Here is a 15,384-nt window from a genome sequence, read left to right as displayed (position 1 = left end):
CCCTGACTCATCGCACCAAGGACCTGCCGTGCAACCGGTTATCTCCATCCAGCAGCTGAACAAGACCTACGCCTCCGGCCATCCGGCGTTGCAGAACATCGACCTGGACATCCGCCGGGGCGAGATCTTCGCCCTGCTCGGGCCCAACGGCGCCGGCAAGACCACCCTGATCAGCATCATCTGCGGCATCGTCAACCCGGGTGGCGGCTCGGTGCGGGTCGGCGGGTTCGACATCATCGAGGACTATCGCGCGGCCCGTGCGCAGATCGGCCTGGTGCCCCAGGAGCTGGTCAGCGACGTGTTCGAGACGGTCTGGGCCACGGTCAAGTTCAGCCGCGGGCTGTTCGGCAAGAAGCCCGATGCGGCCTATCTGGAGCGCCTGTTGCGCGACCTGTCGCTGTGGGACAAGCGCGACGCCAAGATTATGGAGCTGTCCGGCGGCATGAAGCGCCGGGTGATGATCGCCAAGGCGCTGTCCCACGAGCCGCAAATCCTGTTTCTCGACGAGCCCACCGCCGGGGTCGACGTGGAACTGCGCCGCGACATGTGGAACATGGTCCGCGGCCTGCGCGCGCGGGGGGTGACCATCATCCTCACCACCCACTACATCGAGGAGGCCGAGGAGATGGCCGACCGCATCGGGGTGATCAGCCGCGGGCGGATCATCCTGGTGGAAGACAAGCAGGTGCTGATGCACAAGCTCGGCAAGAAGCAGCTGACCCTGCAGCTGCAGCAGCCGCTGGCGAACATTCCGGCGGAACTGGACAGCCATCCGCTGGAGCTGGCGGACGAGGGCCATGCCCTGGTGTTCACCTTCGACGCCCAGCGCGAGCACACCGGCATCGCCGAGCTGCTCAAGGACCTGGCCCAGCACGGCATCGACTTCAAGGACCTGCAGTCCAGCCAGAGCTCCCTGGAGGAGATCTTCGTCAACCTGGTGCACCGGGAGTCGCGCCCATGAATCTGTATGCCATCAAGGCCATCTACCTGTTCGAGCTGGCGCGCACCTGGCGCACCCTGCTGCAGAGCATCGCCACCCCGGTGATCAGCACTTCGCTGTACTTCGTGGTGTTCGGCTCGGCCATCGGCAGCAGCATGACCGAGGTCCATGGGGTCAGCTACGGCGCCTTCATCGTGCCTGGGCTGATCATGCTGGCGCTGCTCACCGAGAGCATTTCCAACGCCTCCTTCGGCATCTACATGCCCAAGTACTCCGGCAGCATCTACGAGCTGCTGTCGGCGCCGGTGTCCTACCTGGAGATACTCGTCGGCTACGTCGGCGCGGCGGCCACCAAGTCGATCATCCTCGGCCTGGTGATCCTGGCCACGGCGCGGCTGTTCGTCGATTACCAGATCCTCCATCCTCTGTGGATGCTGGCCTTCCTGGTGCTCACCGCGGTGACCTTCAGCCTGTTCGGCTTCATCATCGGCGTGTGGGCCGACGGCTGGGAGAAGCTGCAGATAGTCCCGGCGCTGATCGTCACGCCGCTGACCTTCCTCGGCGGTAGCTTCTACTCGATCGGCATGCTGCCGCCGCTGTGGCAGACGGTGACCCTGTTCAACCCGGTGGTCTACCTGATCAGCGCCTTCCGCTGGAGCTTCTACGGCGTGTCGGACGTCGGCGTGGGCCTGAGCCTGGCGATGATCCTGGGCTTTCTGCTGCTGTGCGTGCTGACCGTCGGCTGGATCTTCAAGAGCGGTTACCGGCTGAAGAACTGACGCCCGTCGCCGCGCTCGGCGCAGGGCAAACGAGCCTGTTGGAACAGGGTCGAATCAAGGGGCGCTGCCCAGACGGCAGGCGCCCCGGATGCAACGGAGACTGCAATGGACGAGGCTCTACGTGTTCTGCTCGATGACACCTATCGCGCCGAGTCGCGACGGGTGCTGGCCACCCTGATCCGCCTGCTGGGCGACTTCGACCTGGCCGAAGAGGCCCTGCACGAGGCCTTCCGCGCCGCCATGGAGCAATGGCCGCGCGACGGCGTGCCGGCCAATCCGCGGGCCTGGCTGGTTTCGGCCGGGCGCTTCAAGGCGATCGACAACCTGCGCCGGCAGCGGCGTTTCCAGGCCCTCGACGAGCAGCACGAGGCGATGGCCGCCGTGGCGGCCGACGAGGCCGAGAGCGTCGAGGACGACCGTCTGCGGCTGATCTTCACCTGCTGCCACCCGGCCCTCTCGGCCGATGCCCAGGTGGCCCTGTGCCTGCGCGAGGTCTGCGACCTGAGCACCGAGCAGATCGCCCACGCCTACCTCAGCACGCCGAGCACGGTGGCCCAGCGTATCGTCCGCGCCAAGGCGAAGATCCGCGACGCGCGCATCCCTTACGAGGTGCCGGGCCGCGGCGAGCTGGCGGCGCGCCTGGAGGCGGTGCTGCGGGTGATCTATCTGGTGTTCAACGAGGGCTACTTCGCCAGCTCCGGCGACTCGCTGACCCGCAGTCAGCTGTCGGCCGAGGCCATCCGCCTGGGGCGATTGCTGCTCGAGTTGCTGCCCGAGCCCGAGGTCATGGGCCTGCTGGCGCTGATGCTGCTGCACGAGGCGCGTTGCCCGGCGCGCCTCTCGGCCGGTGGCGAGCCGGTGCTGCTGGAGGAGCAGGATCGTTCGCTGTGGGACGCCGCACTGATCGCCGAGGGCGATGCGCTGGTGCTGCAGGCCTTGCGCTCGCGGCGCTTCGGCCCCTACAGCCTGCAGGCCGCCATCGCCGCGGTGCATGCCGAGGCGCCGAGCATGGCGGCCACCGACTGGGCGCAGATAGTCGGGCTGTATGACGCGCTGTTGCAGGCCACGCCCTCGCCGGTGGTCGAGCTCAACCGGGCGGTGGCCCTGGCCATGCGCGACGGTCCCCGGGCCGGTCTGGCGCAGATCGAGGCGATACTGCAGCGCGGCGAGCTGACCGACTATCATCTGGCCCATGCCGCCCTGGCCGACCTGCATCGGCGCCTGGGACAGAGAGCGCAGGCGCGCGAGGCCTATCGGCAGGCCCTGGCGCTGTCCCAACAGGCCCCGGACCGCAGGTTTCTCGAGCGGCGTCTACGCGAGTTGAGCGGCGACTAGCTATGGTAGAGGTGACAACAGCCCGACTGCATGCGCCGACACCTGGCATCGGCGCGGCGAAATAAACGAGGTTCCTCTGGAGATCTGTGACGTTCGTTCCGTTTTCCGGCTAGCCTAGATGCGCATGGCCCAGGCCAAGGAGAAATCGTATGGATACGAAAGACAGCCAACTCGCCGAGTTACTCAGCCTCACCGCACGCAGCATGACCCACCTGACGGCCGCCTTGGCACAGATGTCGTTCGAGCTGATGCGTAGCGGCGACCCCTCCAGCCAGCGCGCAGGGCAGCGCATGATCGACCATCTGGCGCAGATCAGCGGCGAGCTCGACCAGCAATGGGCGATGATCGGTGCGCTGACCGGCCAGCCCGCGTCCGAGGAGAAGACCGACCTGGTGGTCGAGGTGCAGATGCAGGCCGGGCCTGCCGACGACTGGTCCTCCGGCTCCGGTAGCTAACGCTGGTCGAGTGGGGAAAAGTGCGTAGAATGCGCGGCTTTTTTCCACCGGCTGGAGTGCCCGATGAGTTACAACCTGGCAGACAAACCCGCGGCAGAGCGCGATGTGGCGGAGGCGGAAAAAGCCCGCCTGTTCGAGCTGTGGCAGAACAACCTGCAGCGCGCCAAGGCCGATGCGGCACGTCTGTTCGCCGAGAAGAGCAAGCGCAAGGGCAAGTGGGAGGAGTGGTTGCGCGGCCAACTGGGCGAGCTGTCGCCGCCGGAATACGCCAGCATGGTGCAGCGCGAGGTCAGGAAGCTGGCCGTGCCGCGCTAACGGGAAGAATCGCCTCGGTGAGCCAGGCACGCAGGGTGAGTGCCCGCGTCTCAGGGGCCGAGCCATGGTCCAGGCTCCCGTTCATTCTTTCGGGGCGTTCGGGTCGAGCAGGTCTTCCTCGTCGCGGACGCGCTGCTCCTGCTCGATCTGCTCGGCCAGGTCGGCAGTCACCCGGGTATCCACGCCGGCCGCAGGGGCAGGGCGCCGTTCTCCGCTCGATATGGGCGCTCCGGGCAGCGGTTGGGCCCGCTCGTGAAGGTGTAGCCGATAGATTGGTTCGGGCATGTCCATGCCGGCCTCATCCAGAGCCGCAATGACCTGGCGCATGGCCTCGCTCCTGACCAACAGGAAGTCGTGGCTGCGCTGATCTACCCAGCCGTGATAGCGCAGCTGCACATTGGAGTCCCCTAGGGCGCTGATAAAGGCGCGCGGCGGCGGTGCCTGCAGCACCCCGTCCAGCTGTTCGAGCCGTTCGATGCCGATCTGCTGGGCCTGCAACAGGTCTTCGCCACCGCCGAGACCGACGTCGAACTCGAAGCGCCGGCTGGGGTTGCGGGTGTAGTTGAGGGTGACGCTGCGAAACACCAGGGCGTTGGGCAGGCGCAGGTGGTTGCCGTCCGGCGTCATCAGGATGGTCGCCCGCGAGGTCAGGGCGATCACCAGGCCCTCGTTGCCGTCGATCACCACGTGGTCGCGCGGCGAGAACGGCTGGCGGATGCTCATCAGGATGCCGGCCAGGTAGTTCTCCAGGGTTTCCTTGAAGGCGAAGCCCAGGGCCACGCCGAGCACCCCGGCGGTGCCCAGCACGGCGCCGACCAGGGAGGTGGCATCCATGATCTCCAGGGCCACCAGCACACCGATCAGGGTCGCCGCCCAGTGCGCCGTGGTGCGGGCCAGCTCACGCAGGAAGGGATTGCGCCTGGCCAGGCGCTCCAGCAGGGTCCGTCGCGACAGCCAGCGGCCGACCATCCAGGCCAGCCACACCACCAGCAGCGCCAGGGCCAGCAACGGCAGGGCGCCGAGCAGGCCGTAAGCTTCGTTCAGCAGACGCTGGATCACCGCATCGATATCGAACTGAATACTGTCCACGGTTGGGCCCCTCTGCCGTCGTCGGTGACGGCTCGCCGCTCTGGCCGAACGGCGTTTCCAGCAAGACTAGTAGATGCCCTATACAAGACCCTATGCGACGGACGCTGCCGAACAGTCGGGCCTGCGGCTGCTCGACAAGGCTCAGGAATCCGTCAGCAAGGCCAGCGAGGCGCAACCGCCCGAGGCGCAGGCGCGGCACGCGTCGGCCGAACCAGAAAGCGACACCTGAGTCGACTGCGCCAGGGCTATGGCCTGCGGGTGGGGTTGGCCCGCACGGGGCGCCAATCCCACCGGGGCCCGCTAGCTGCCGCTGGCCAGCGGCGGGGTACGAGGCGGGATCAAGCGCTTGCTGCCGATCGACTCGAACGCCGAGGCAAAGCGCAGCAGCGCCGAGTCGTCATAGGCCCGACCGGCGAAGGTCAGCCCGACGGGCATGCCGATGTCCGCCATGACGCCCATGGGCACGGTCACCGTCGGAACGCCCAGGTGACGGATGGCGAGGTTGCCGTTGGCGACCCAGACGCCGTTGCTCCAGGCGATGTCCGCGGACTGTGGGTCGACGTCGGCGTTCGCCGGCCCGACGTCGGCGACGGTGGGGAAGATCACCGCATCGAGCCTCAGCCGCGCCATCCAGTCCTCCAGGTCGATGCGACGGGTCTGCTCCAGCCCGCGCAGGCCGTCGGGAAGCGTGGCGATCCGGTCCCAGGGGGTGATGCCGCGCTCGGCCATGCGCACGTATTCGTCCATGCCGGCGGCGAGGTCCCCCTCGCGGTTCGGCAGGGTGCCCGGGTCGTGGGGGAATATCTGCGGTCCGTCCACGTCGATCAGGCGATTCAGGTTGGGATCGCCGTTGGCCTGCAGGAAATCATCGAAGGCCCAGGCCGTCAGGTCCCACAGCTCGTGATGCAGGAACTCCTTGGATACCAGGCCGCGGTTGAACACGGTCGGCGCGCCCGGGCGATCGCCCTCGCAGTTGGACACCAGCGGGAAGTCGACCTCGACCACCTCGGCGCCGGCGCCTTCGAGTGCCCGGCGAGCCGCTTGCCATAGCTCGATCACCGAGGGGCGGGTGTGGATTCGCTGCCCCGTCGGGCCGCCGATACCCGGCGCCTCGGCCGTGCCGGCTTCGGGGTCGGCGTTGATGTACATGCGCGGCACGCCGAAGCGCTTGCCCTTGAGTGCCTCGGCGGTCGCGGTAAGCCCGGCATAGGCGGCGGGACGCACCGAGGCCACGCTGGGAATGGGCACCCAGGGCTGCATCCGCCACAGGTCGCCGCGGGTGTCGGGGTCCTCCGCCACCACCACGTCGAGCACCTCGAGCAGGTCCGCCATGGTCCTGGCGAACGGCACGACCACGTCCATCGTCGGGGTCAAGGGCCAGTTGCCGCGCACCGAGATCACCCCGCGCGACGGCGTATAGGCACACAGGCCGTTGTTCGAGGCCGGGCCCCGTCCGCTCGACCAGGTTTCCTCGGCGAGGCCGAATGCCGCGAAACTGGCGGCGGTGGCGGTACCGGCGCCGTTGGAGGAGCCCGAGGCGAAGGGGGCGGTGAGGTAGTCGGCGTTGTACGGGCTCTCCGCCCGGCCGTATACCCCGCGCTGCATGCCGCCGTTGGCCATGGGCGGCATATTGGTCTTGCCTAGGCAGATCGCCCCGGCCGCGCGCAGCCGTTCGACGGTGAAGGCATCGCGGTAGGCGATCAGCTTGGCGAATGCCGGACTGCCGGAGGCGGCCGTGAGCCCCTTGACCAGGTAGCTGTCCTTGGCCGTATAGGGGATGCCATCGAGCGGGCCCAGGGTGGCGCCTCTGGCCCGACGGGCATCGGAAGCCTGGGCCTCCTTGAGGGCATCGGGGTTGCGCACCACGACCGCGTTGAGGGCGGTGGGCGTGTCCGGGCCGTCGTAGGCGTCGGTCCGGGCGAGATAGGCCTGGACCAGCTCGACCGCTGTCGTCTGGCCCGATTCGAGCGCAGCGCGCAGTTCGGCAATGGAAACCTCGGTGACCTCGATCATGCCGTCACCGCCGGCTGCCGATGGGGGGCGTGGTGAAAGATTCCTTCACAGTGGCTCTTGGACTCGGGGACATCGCTTTGCTCAAGGTGGCTTCTCATATCGGTCCTCGTTGCGCGGCATGACGCGACAGGGGCTGGACTTGCATCTGGGCTGGCGAAGCGCCAGAGCCATCTATCTGGCACCAGACCAGGAGTAGGGGTATCAGTGTAACGGTTCCCCCGCCGTTAGCGGCTTATGAGGGAAAGTGCATGCACCAGGCGGGGCGCCCCGATGCAGGCACGATCAGCCCGGCGGCCAGGCTTTGCGGCGCATTGTCGTCTTGGGAGCGGGGGCATGGTGGCGCCGAGGGCAACGCCAGGACAGGCAACTTCGCGCATGGAAGTGGGCGTTCGCAGCCTGCGCAAGGGCGTCTGAAAGAGGCGGGTCGACTGTGGCTTGCGCCATGCGCGACACCAGCAAAACCCAGAAACGCTAAGGCCCTGTAGAAACAGGGCCTTAGCTGAAGAGTTCTGGAGCGGGCGAAGGGAATCGAACCCTCGTCATGAGCTTGGGAAGCTCAGGTAATGCCATTATACGACGCCCGCTCGAGCGGGTGACTTTGTACCAGAGTTCGCGGGTGAAATGAAGCCCGCACCGAGCATAATGCGCTGCATCTCGGTGCGACAGCGGCTGAATGGCGTGCTTCATACGGCGATTGCGTGTGGCATTTCGGCGTGCGAACGGTAGGCGGTTTCACGCAGGGCGGGGCCCTGCAGGAAGCGCAGCAGCACGTCCCGCGTTTGCAGCCACGCGGCTTTGTGCTCCATGTCGAGGAAGTGCCCGGCATTGTCGATGGTGGCGAACTGGCAATCGCGCAGGTGCTCGGCGAACAGGCGTACGTCCTGCGGCGAGGTGTACTCGTCGTGTTCGCCATTGACGAACAGCAGCGGGATGTCGATCCCGGCCAGGCACTCCATCTGGCAGTGACTCTCCAGGTGCACCACCTGGTTGACGTGGGCAAACATCTGCCGGTACTCGTGTTCGTCCAGGCTGCTGATGTGGCGGTGGTTGAAGCGTTTGAACAGCGAGGGCAGGTGCTTGCCGATGGTGTTGTTGACCAGGTGACCGAGGCCTGCTCGGTCTACGGCCAGCAGGCTCACCAGGCCCTTTTCCAGGTAGTCGAGCATGGGTTCGTTGAGCAGTGGCGAGAAGGAGGTGATCACCGCCTTCTCGATGCGCGCCGGGCGTTGCCCCAAGGCCAGCAAGGCGGGTACGCCGCCCCAGGAGAAGGACTGCAGGTAGTCGACTTTGAAGTGCTCGATCAGGTCGAGGAGGATATAGGCCTCATCTTCCTTGGTGATCGGTCTGATGTTGCTGTTGTGGGCCTTGGACTGCCCCGCGTAGGGCTGATCGTAGAGCACCACGTTGAACTGCGGGTGCAGGTATTTGAGCGTCTGGGCGAAGGCGGCGGTGGTGGCCAGCGAGCCGTTGACCAGAATGATGGTCTTGCGGGCGCTGGGGCTGACGTAGAACTCGGTGTGAACCTTGAAACTCCGGTGAACATCGACGACAGCGATAGCGGGCTTCATGTTGTTTCCTCCTGGCGCAAGTTGGCATGGCAAGCGGCAGGGCGGCGCCGTTTACCGAGCAAAGTAGGACAGTTAGGAAAGCGCCTGGACATGACAGGGGCATGTCAGGCTGGAGGGTTTTATAAGTTATTTATTTTCAATCGGTTAGGGTCGAAATAGAGCATCCGCTCCAGCCTTTTTCAGGGGGCCGGAGAGGCGTCGTGTAACCAGGCAGGAACCCATTTTGCGCAGTGCGCAAACAACCGAAAGAGCGCTTAGATGGCTTTTGCGACCCATTGGTCACATCAAGACCTTATGGTTCGATTTAAACAGCAGCATCGTGGCGCTGGCAAGCCCCAATTCGTTTTTATTCGGCAGTCGCTGAGGCGGGCGCAAGATTGATTTCAGTATGGCTATCAGTCGCGGGAGAAACTGTCGATCTCTGCACTCGTCAGGGCGCGGTACTCGCCCGGGGCCAGGCCCGCATCGAGGCGGATAGCGCCCATGCTGATGCGGTGCAGGCCGATTACCTTGTTCTGGAAATGGCCGAACATGCGCTTGACCTGGTGGTAGCGCCCTTCGTAGAGGGTCAGGCGGGCCTGGCGGGGGGCGAGGATCTCCAGCTCGGCGGGAAGGGTGGTGAGGTCCTCGAAGCGAAAGTACAGGCCTCGGGCGAATACTTCGATGCAGGCCGGCTCGATCGGGTCTTCGGTTTCGACCAGGTAGACCTTGGGCTGCTTGCGTTTCGGCAGGGTCACCCGGCGCGACCATTGGCCATCGTTGGTGATCAGCAGCAGACCACTGGTGTTGAGGTCGAGACGGCCGGCCAGGTGCAGCTCGTCCTTGTCGGGTTCGTCCAGCAGGTCGAGCACGGTGCGGTGCTCCGGATGGACGGTGGCGCTGACCACACCGCCGGGTTTGTGCAGCATGAAATAGCGTGCAGGCTTGCCGGCCTGCAGTATTTCGCCGTCACCCAACTCGACCCGGCTGAAGAGGGTCACTTCGCTGCGTCCGTCGCGGTTGACCCGGCCGTCCAGGCGCACGCCGCCGCTGGCGAGCAGATGGCGCGCGTCCTGGCGGTTGAAGCGCGGCAGGTTGCTGAGGAAACGGTCCAGGCGCATGGTCAGTCGGGGTCGGCCGATGCCGGGGTAGGCGTGACCGGCGGCAGGCCCTGGGCGCAGCGTGGACAGAGGCAGGCCAGGTTGCGCTGTGCGGCCGGCAGGCGTTCGAGCACGTCGCGTCGGACGGCGGTATCGAAACACCAGCACTGCTGAACCGGGGTTGGCGAGCCGGCCTGGGCGCACTGGTTACGCTGGCCGCAAAGCGGGCAGATGCTGGTGGATGGGCTCATGTGTTTTCTTCGCAAAGACGGTTGCGCCCGGACTGCTTGGCCCGATACAGGGCGCGGTCGGCGCGGCCGATCAGCTGGTCGAGGGCGTCGCCCGCATGCAGCTCGGCCAGGCCGATGCTGACGGTGACCCGCAGTTCGGTGCCGGCGTGCTCGAAACGCGTCCGCTCGGTATGCCGGCGGACTTTCTCCGCCAGTTGGCGTGCCTGCTCGGGTGCGCTGTCCTTGAGCAGCAGGATGAACTCCTCACCGCCCCAGCGGCAGATGATGTCGGACTGGCGCAGGTCGCCTTGCAGCAGGGCAGCAAACCCGCGCAGCACCTCGTCGCCGGCTAGGTGGCCATGGTTGTCGTTGAGCTGTTTGAACTGGTCGAGATCGAGCAGCAATGCGCACAGCGGGCTCTGGTTGCGCCGCGCCTCTTGGATCGCCTGATTGGCCAGCAGTTCGAAGCCGCGGCGGTTAGTCAGGGTGGTGAGGGTGTCGGTGGTGGCCAGGGCGGCGATGCGTGCCCGGTGACGGCGCAGGGCGATGCTGACCATGCCCAGCACCAGGGCGGTGACCAGCAGGCAAATCAGCAGGTTCAGGTACAGCGACATGCGGATGCCGGCCACGGCGCCGTCCTCCTGCTTGTCGACGAACAGGTACCAGTTCAGTTCGGGGATGAAGCGCACATTGAGGAAATGGTCGCGGCCCCGCTCTTCGTAGGTGAAATTGCCGTTGTGCGGCAGCTGGGCCGGCAAGTCCTGCAGCCCCGGTAGCTCCCCGAGCGTCTGGCCGACGCTGGCGCCCTGGGGGCCGCCGCTGGCGCCGGTGAGGGCGATGCGGCCGTTGCCGTCGACGAAGTACACGCTGCGGCCGTAGCGCTGCTGATAGGCATCGATCAGCTGCACCACCGCGTCCACGGTCAGGCCCACGCCGGTGGCGCCGATGAAACGCTGTTGATAGTCGAATACCCGATAGTTGATGAAGACGGTCAGGCGGTCCTTGTTGGCCAGGTCGACGTCCACATTGATCTCGTAGGGTGCCTGCAGGTCGCGGACGCGGAAGTACCAGGCATCGCGCGGCTCAGTCGGGCTGACCCGCTTGAGCACGCCTTTGGCCTGGTAGTAGGTGTGGCTCTGTTCGGAGACGAAGAAGCTGGTGACGGCGCCATAGTGTTCCTGCACCTCGCGCAGGTAGCGGGTCATCTGCTCCACGTCCTGCTCGCCGGCCATCACCCAATCGCGCACGAAGGTGTCGCGGGCCATCATCGAGGCGATCAGCACCGGGCGCACCAGGTCCTTCTGGATCTCCGAATAGACGTTGTCAGAGGTCAACGGCAGCTCGGTGTTGACGATGCCGTCGCGGATCGAGGCGAGGGCGGCGTGGTAGCTGACCAGCGAGGTGGCGAGAAAGCCGCTGCCGAGCAGGACCAGCAGAAGCAGGATCAAGGTGCGTTGGCCGGTTTTCGAGGTCGCGAGGGGCATGCGCTGTTCTGAATAGAGAGGAAGGGCGCCATGCTAGCCTGCCGCGGCCATAGCGTCATTGCTCGTGCTTCGAGCCGCCTGCTGCTGGCGGCTATCCCTGGAGCCTTCGGGAGCGTCGCCGCGGACGCTGTGATGCCTGGGCAGACGTGGACTATCGAGTAGCCCAGCCGGCAGTTCGGCCGTCTGGACGGCTCGGGGCTGAGGTTCCGAAACACCTTGTCACCCATCTGTGCGCCACTGGCATCGCACTGGATACGGTCAAAAGTGGTCAGATGAAATGGGAGCGATCCCAGGTGCCGGCCTCGGTCGGCGAGGCTCCAGCGACCGGAGGAGAGCCCCATGTTCTACAAGTTCATACTCGCTGCGCTGTTCGGGCTGTCGTTGACCGGTTGTGCGGTGTACGGCGGTGGCTATGACCATGGCTACCGGGGTTATGACCCTCATTATTCCAGTCACTATTACCAGGTACAGCGCTATCCGGTGCATGTGGCGCCGCGTTATTACAGTCATGAGGTGCGCCGCTATGACCGGCGCCACTTCGATCACCGGCGGCACGATCAGCGTCGCTACCTGCCGGCACCCGCAGCGCGTCACTATGGCGTCGAGAGCCGCTCAGTGCACCGTTTGGAGGGGCGCCGCGACTACCGCTCGGCGCAACCGCGCCCCGGATGGCGTGGCCAGCACTTCAAGCCGGACGAGCGCACGCCCAGATTGCAACGGCGGCATAGCGGCTCGCGCGGTGACGGGCATCGTGGCCGGCAACAGCGCCGCCACCACTAGCGCCTGAAGCCGCCACTCTCCCCTGAGGCGCGGCGGCTCGGGTCAGAGGGGCTGCGACTGCCTCCTATTCCAGCGATGTTGCGCAGTTGAAACCCAGGTTTTCGCAGTGACCCAGGCGTTGTGAGCCTGTCCCTGCCGTGCGCCCCGAGCCTATCCTCCGGCCCCAGACGCTGGCCTGCCCGCGGCTGCGCGACTAGACGATTGTGTTTTTGCCCCGTGCGACGCACCATGGCTGCCGAGTGGACCTAGGGAAGCCTCAGTTTGCAGATAGGACGGAGCGTGACGCAGCCTGCCTGGCGTTGGGGGTGGGCGATGGCCTGGCCGCTGGCGATGCTGCTCGGCACCTATGCCGTGTCGGCCGACTGGGACTTCGCCCGTATCGGCCGACTGGCCGAGCAGCTGTACGGTACTTCGCGGGACGGCCGCGAGCGGCTCGGCAGCTGGCAACGTCTATTGCAGGAGCAGGTCGGTGCGACCGAGGCGGAGCAGCTCGAGGCGGTCAACCGGTTCTTCAATCTGCGCCTGCGTTTTCGCGACGATATCGAACTGTGGCGCGTCAGCGACTATTGGGCGACGCCGGTCGAGGCCTTGCACCTGGGGGCGGGTGATTGCGAGGATTTCGCCATTGCCAAGTACTTCAGCCTGCGCCAGCTCGGCGTGCCGAGCGAGAAACTGCGTATCACCTACGTCAAAGCCGTACGCCTGAACCAGGCCCATATGGTGCTTACCTATTACCCGCACCCTAGCGCTACGCCCCTGGTGCTGGACAACCTGATCGATGCCATCGAGCCGGCCAACCGCCGTACCGACCTGGTACCGGTCTATGCCTTCAATGCCGAAGGGCTGTGGCTGCCCGGCAGCGGGGGCGGCAAGAAGGTCGGAGACAGCAAGCGCTTGTCGCGTTGGCAGAATCTGTTGAAAAAGATGCAGGCCGAGGGATTTCCCTGAGACGGGCCGGAAGGAGTCGTTCATGTCACTGTTCAAGCAGCTGTTCATCGCTATCTGCGTGCTGATGCTGGTGAGTTTCACCGGCAGTTTTCTGGTCAGCGTGGAGAGCTCCCGCGAGCAACAGGTCAACCAGTTGCGTGCCCATGCCCAGGATGCGGCCACGGCTCTGGGCCTATCGCTGAGTCCACATATCAATGATGCGGCGATGGTCGAGTTGATGGTCAGCTCGATCTTCGACAGCGGCTATTTCGAGAGTATCCGGGTGGTCGACTCCGCCAGCGGGGACGTGCTGGTCGAGCGCAGCGGGGTTCCGGTCAGCGTTGCGGCGCCACAGTGGTTCGCCGATTTGGTCAATCTGGCCCCGGCCAGCGGCGATGCCATCGTCAGCGATGGCTGGCGCCAGGCGGCACGGGTCGAGGTGGTCAGTCATCCCCTGTTCGCCATCGGCAAGCTGTGGCAGAGCGCCCTCGGCATCCTGCTGTGGCTGGCCCTCAGCGGTCTGCTGTGTGTCGCCTTGGGCGTATTGCTGCTCAAGCGTCAGTTGCGTCCCCTGGATTACCTGGTCGAGCAGTCCAACGCCATCGCCCGCCGCGAGTTTCTCAGCCTGCCGGAGCTGCCCAGGACTCCTGAGTTCCGGCGCGTGGTCAAGGCCATGAACCAGATGGTGGAGAAGCTCAAGGCGCTGTTTGCCGAGCAGGCCGCGCGTAGCGAGCAGCTGCGCGCCGAGGCCTATCAGGACAGCCTCACCGGCCTGGCCAATAGACGCTACTTCGATCTGCAATTGCATGCCCGGTTGAGTGTCGAGGAAGAGGCCTGCAGTGGTTTCCTCATGCTGCTGCGGATCGACGACCTGGCCGGCCTCAATCAGCGCCTGGGTGGCCAGCGTACCGATCAACTGATCAAGAGCGTGGCCGAGCTGCTGCAGCAGTTCTGCCAGGGCCGCTACCTGCTGGCGCGCAACCGGGGTGGCGAGTTCGCCATCCTCGCCCCCGGTGTGGCTCGTGATGAAGCGGAACAGCTGGCCGAGAGCCTCGATGCGGCCTTGGCCAGCCTGCAGCAGACCGGCGTCAGCGATCGTCTGCCACTGGCTCACATCGGCATGACGGCCTTCGCCCCGGGCGCCGACTCGGCCAGTCTCTACCGTTGCCTGGATGAAGCCTTGGCTCTGGCGGCCAGCCAGACCCAGCAGCACTGGGCCTGCAGCGAAGACGGCGCGCAAAGCCCGGCGGCCGATGAGCGTCAGAGTTGGTATCGCCTGCTCGATCAAGCACTTCAGCAGGGGCGCTTTCAGCTGTATTTCCAACCGGTGGTCGATGCCGTCGAACCGGGCCGCGTATTGCACCATAAGGTCCTGGCTCGCCTGCTCGACGACCAGGGGGAGCTGGTGCCTGCCGGGCGTTTCCTGCCCTGGCTGGAGCGCTTCGGTTGGACGGCTCGCCTGGACCTGGCAATGCTCGGCCGGGTGCTGGAGCAGATGGCGGGGCATGAGTCGCACCTGGCACTGAGTCTGTCCGGGACCACGGTGCGCGAGCCGCAAGCGCTGGCTTCGCTCTACGAGATGTTGCGTCAGCATAGTCAGCTGGGGCCGCGTCTGACGCTGGAGCTGGACGAAGACCAGCTACCCGAGCAGGGCGCGCTCGAGGCCCTGACCCAGCGTCTGCGGGGGGTGGGCTTCGGCCTGGGGTTGCAGCACTTCGGTGGCCGTTTCAGCATGATCGGCAACCTGGCCAAGCTGGGGCTCGGCTACCTCAAGGTGGACGGCAGCTATATCCGCGCCATCGATCAGGAGAACGACAAGCGCCTGTTCATCGAGGCGATGCAGCGGGCGGCCAACAGCATCGACCTGCCGTTGATCGCCGAACGAGTCGAGACCGAGGGCGAGTGGCAAGTGTTGCGCGAGATGGGCATCAGTGCGGTACAGGGTCGCCTGTTCGGTGAACCAGCGCCCTGGCAGTAGGCGGGAAAGGGCTGATTAGATCAGCCCGGATTCGTCGTCGTTGATCAAACGCTGCAACCCGCCCAGGGCATCACGGGCCTTGCTACGGCCAACCAGCTTGCTCTGCGCAGCCTCGGGCAGATCGGTGATGCGCACCACGCCCTTGCGAATCAGTACAGTGATCAGATCTTCCAATACCCGGATCATGTCGAGGTCACTCTGCTGCAACTTGAGCAGATTGCTTTCCATGGCCTGGTTGGCATACCAGGCCTGAGCCTCCTGGCTGTTCGCAGCGATCTCTCCGTCCATACCCTCGAATGGCGCCGCCTCGACCCGCTCCAGGTTGCCCCAGGCATCACGTTTTACATACAGCATCGACCACTCCTTACTCGTTTCGGTGCTTGCCCAACGTAACCCCCGCTACCAGAGAGTG

At 65.6% G+C, this 15,384-nt stretch carries 16 protein-coding genes and 1 tRNA gene; 9 read left to right on the top strand and 8 right to left on the bottom strand.

All coding sequences use genetic code 11. The features are described 5' to 3' along the window. The first annotated feature begins 28 nt into the window (after nt 1-28). From ACSX1C_RS10320 to ACSX1C_RS10300, 5 genes are all read left to right on the top strand, one after another. Nucleotides 29-961, top strand: a complete 933-nt coding sequence (locus ACSX1C_RS10320) for an ABC transporter ATP-binding protein (protein ID WP_439889352.1) — start codon at nt 29-31, stop codon at nt 959-961. After that, complete coding sequence (locus ACSX1C_RS10315; protein WP_439889351.1) at nt 958-1,719, top strand: ABC transporter permease; 762 nt, start codon at nt 958-960, stop codon at nt 1,717-1,719. Before ACSX1C_RS10320 ends, ACSX1C_RS10315 begins: the two co-directional genes overlap by 4 nt. Nucleotides 1,720-1,824: 105 nt before the next feature. Next, a complete protein-coding gene (locus ACSX1C_RS10310; RefSeq protein WP_439889350.1) occupies nt 1,825-3,054 on the top strand; it encodes an RNA polymerase sigma factor in 1,230 nt (409 codons plus the stop codon). Nucleotides 3,055-3,203: 149 nt separating this feature from the next. Beyond that, nucleotides 3,204-3,509 (top strand): hypothetical protein, encoded by a 306-nt coding sequence (locus ACSX1C_RS10305; protein WP_439889349.1) that lies wholly within the window; start codon nt 3,204-3,206, stop codon nt 3,507-3,509. 63 nt (nt 3,510-3,572) lie between these two features. Further along, nucleotides 3,573-3,824, top strand: coding sequence for a hypothetical protein (locus ACSX1C_RS10300; RefSeq protein WP_439889348.1), 252 nt, complete (start codon nt 3,573-3,575; stop codon nt 3,822-3,824). Nucleotides 3,825-3,905: 81 nt separating this feature from the next. Here ACSX1C_RS10300 and ACSX1C_RS10295 read toward each other — a convergent pair whose 3' ends face one another. Beyond that, nucleotides 3,906-4,913 (bottom strand): mechanosensitive ion channel family protein, encoded by a 1,008-nt coding sequence (locus tag ACSX1C_RS10295; protein WP_439889347.1) that lies wholly within the window; start codon nt 4,911-4,913, stop codon nt 3,906-3,908. A 73-nt stretch (nt 4,914-4,986) separates the two neighbouring features. Here ACSX1C_RS10295 and ACSX1C_RS10290 point away from each other — a divergent pair, with 73 nt between their 5' ends. Then, complete coding sequence (locus tag ACSX1C_RS10290; protein ID WP_439889346.1) at nt 4,987-5,142, top strand: hypothetical protein; 156 nt, start codon at nt 4,987-4,989, stop codon at nt 5,140-5,142. Nucleotides 5,143-5,213: 71 nt separating this feature from the next. On the opposite strand, the gene ACSX1C_RS10285 is transcribed toward ACSX1C_RS10290, so the two are convergent. From ACSX1C_RS10285 to ACSX1C_RS10260, 6 genes are all read right to left on the bottom strand, one after another. Next, the gene (locus ACSX1C_RS10285) at nt 5,214-6,926 is read right to left on the bottom strand and encodes an amidase (protein WP_439889345.1); all 1,713 of its coding nucleotides are present in this window, start codon (nt 6,924-6,926) and stop codon (nt 5,214-5,216) included. Nucleotides 6,927-7,436: 510 nt separating this feature from the next. Next, nucleotides 7,437-7,510: transfer RNA gene (locus tag ACSX1C_RS10280), tRNA-Gly, on the bottom strand. Between the two features lie 99 nt (nt 7,511-7,609). Further along, the gene (locus ACSX1C_RS10275) at nt 7,610-8,494 is read right to left on the bottom strand and encodes an alpha/beta fold hydrolase (RefSeq protein WP_439889344.1); all 885 of its coding nucleotides are present in this window, start codon (nt 8,492-8,494) and stop codon (nt 7,610-7,612) included. Between the two features lie 395 nt (nt 8,495-8,889). Beyond that, nucleotides 8,890-9,594, bottom strand: coding sequence for a pseudouridine synthase (locus ACSX1C_RS10270; protein ID WP_439889343.1), 705 nt, complete (start codon nt 9,592-9,594; stop codon nt 8,890-8,892). A 2-nt stretch (nt 9,595-9,596) separates the two neighbouring features. Then, on the bottom strand, nt 9,597-9,824 hold the full coding sequence (locus tag ACSX1C_RS10265; protein WP_439889342.1) for a cysteine-rich CWC family protein: 228 nt from the start codon (nt 9,822-9,824) through the stop codon (nt 9,597-9,599). Further along, entirely contained in the window at nt 9,821-11,287 is a 1,467-nt protein-coding gene (locus ACSX1C_RS10260) for a sensor domain-containing diguanylate cyclase (RefSeq protein ID WP_439889341.1), read from the bottom strand. Before ACSX1C_RS10260 ends, ACSX1C_RS10265 begins: the two co-directional genes overlap by 4 nt. Before the next feature lie 339 nt (nt 11,288-11,626). Here ACSX1C_RS10260 and ACSX1C_RS10255 point away from each other — a divergent pair, with 339 nt between their 5' ends. The 3 genes from ACSX1C_RS10255 to lapD all read left to right on the top strand — a co-directional run bounded on the left by ACSX1C_RS10255 (nt 11,627) and on the right by lapD (nt 14,972). Further along, a complete protein-coding gene (locus ACSX1C_RS10255; RefSeq protein WP_439889340.1) occupies nt 11,627-12,067 on the top strand; it encodes a hypothetical protein in 441 nt (146 codons plus the stop codon). Between the two features lie 312 nt (nt 12,068-12,379). Then, nucleotides 12,380-13,015 (top strand): cysteine protease LapG, encoded by a 636-nt coding sequence (lapG, locus tag ACSX1C_RS10250; protein WP_369960348.1) that lies wholly within the window; start codon nt 12,380-12,382, stop codon nt 13,013-13,015. A 22-nt stretch (nt 13,016-13,037) separates the two neighbouring features. Further along, nucleotides 13,038-14,972 carry a cyclic di-GMP receptor LapD gene (gene lapD / locus ACSX1C_RS10245; RefSeq protein WP_439889339.1) on the top strand — a complete coding sequence of 645 codons (1,935 nt, stop codon included), beginning with the start codon at nt 13,038-13,040 and terminating at the stop codon, nt 14,970-14,972. A 15-nt stretch (nt 14,973-14,987) separates the two neighbouring features. Here the strand turns inward: lapD and ACSX1C_RS10240 are convergent, their stop codons facing one another. Further along, nucleotides 14,988-15,326: a tryptophan synthase subunit beta gene (locus ACSX1C_RS10240; protein ID WP_439889338.1), complete on the bottom strand. Its 339-nt coding sequence runs from the start codon at nt 15,324-15,326 to the stop codon at nt 14,988-14,990. Between the last annotated feature and the right edge of the window lie 58 nt (nt 15,327-15,384).

It is taken from the genome of Pseudomonas sp. MBLB4123, assembly GCF_051904775.1.
GTDB classification, from domain to species: Bacteria; Pseudomonadota; Gammaproteobacteria; order Pseudomonadales; family Pseudomonadaceae; genus Aquipseudomonas; species Aquipseudomonas benzenivorans_B.
Note: the sequence above shows the minus strand (reverse complement) of the source record. Positions and strands in the feature narration are given on the sequence as shown.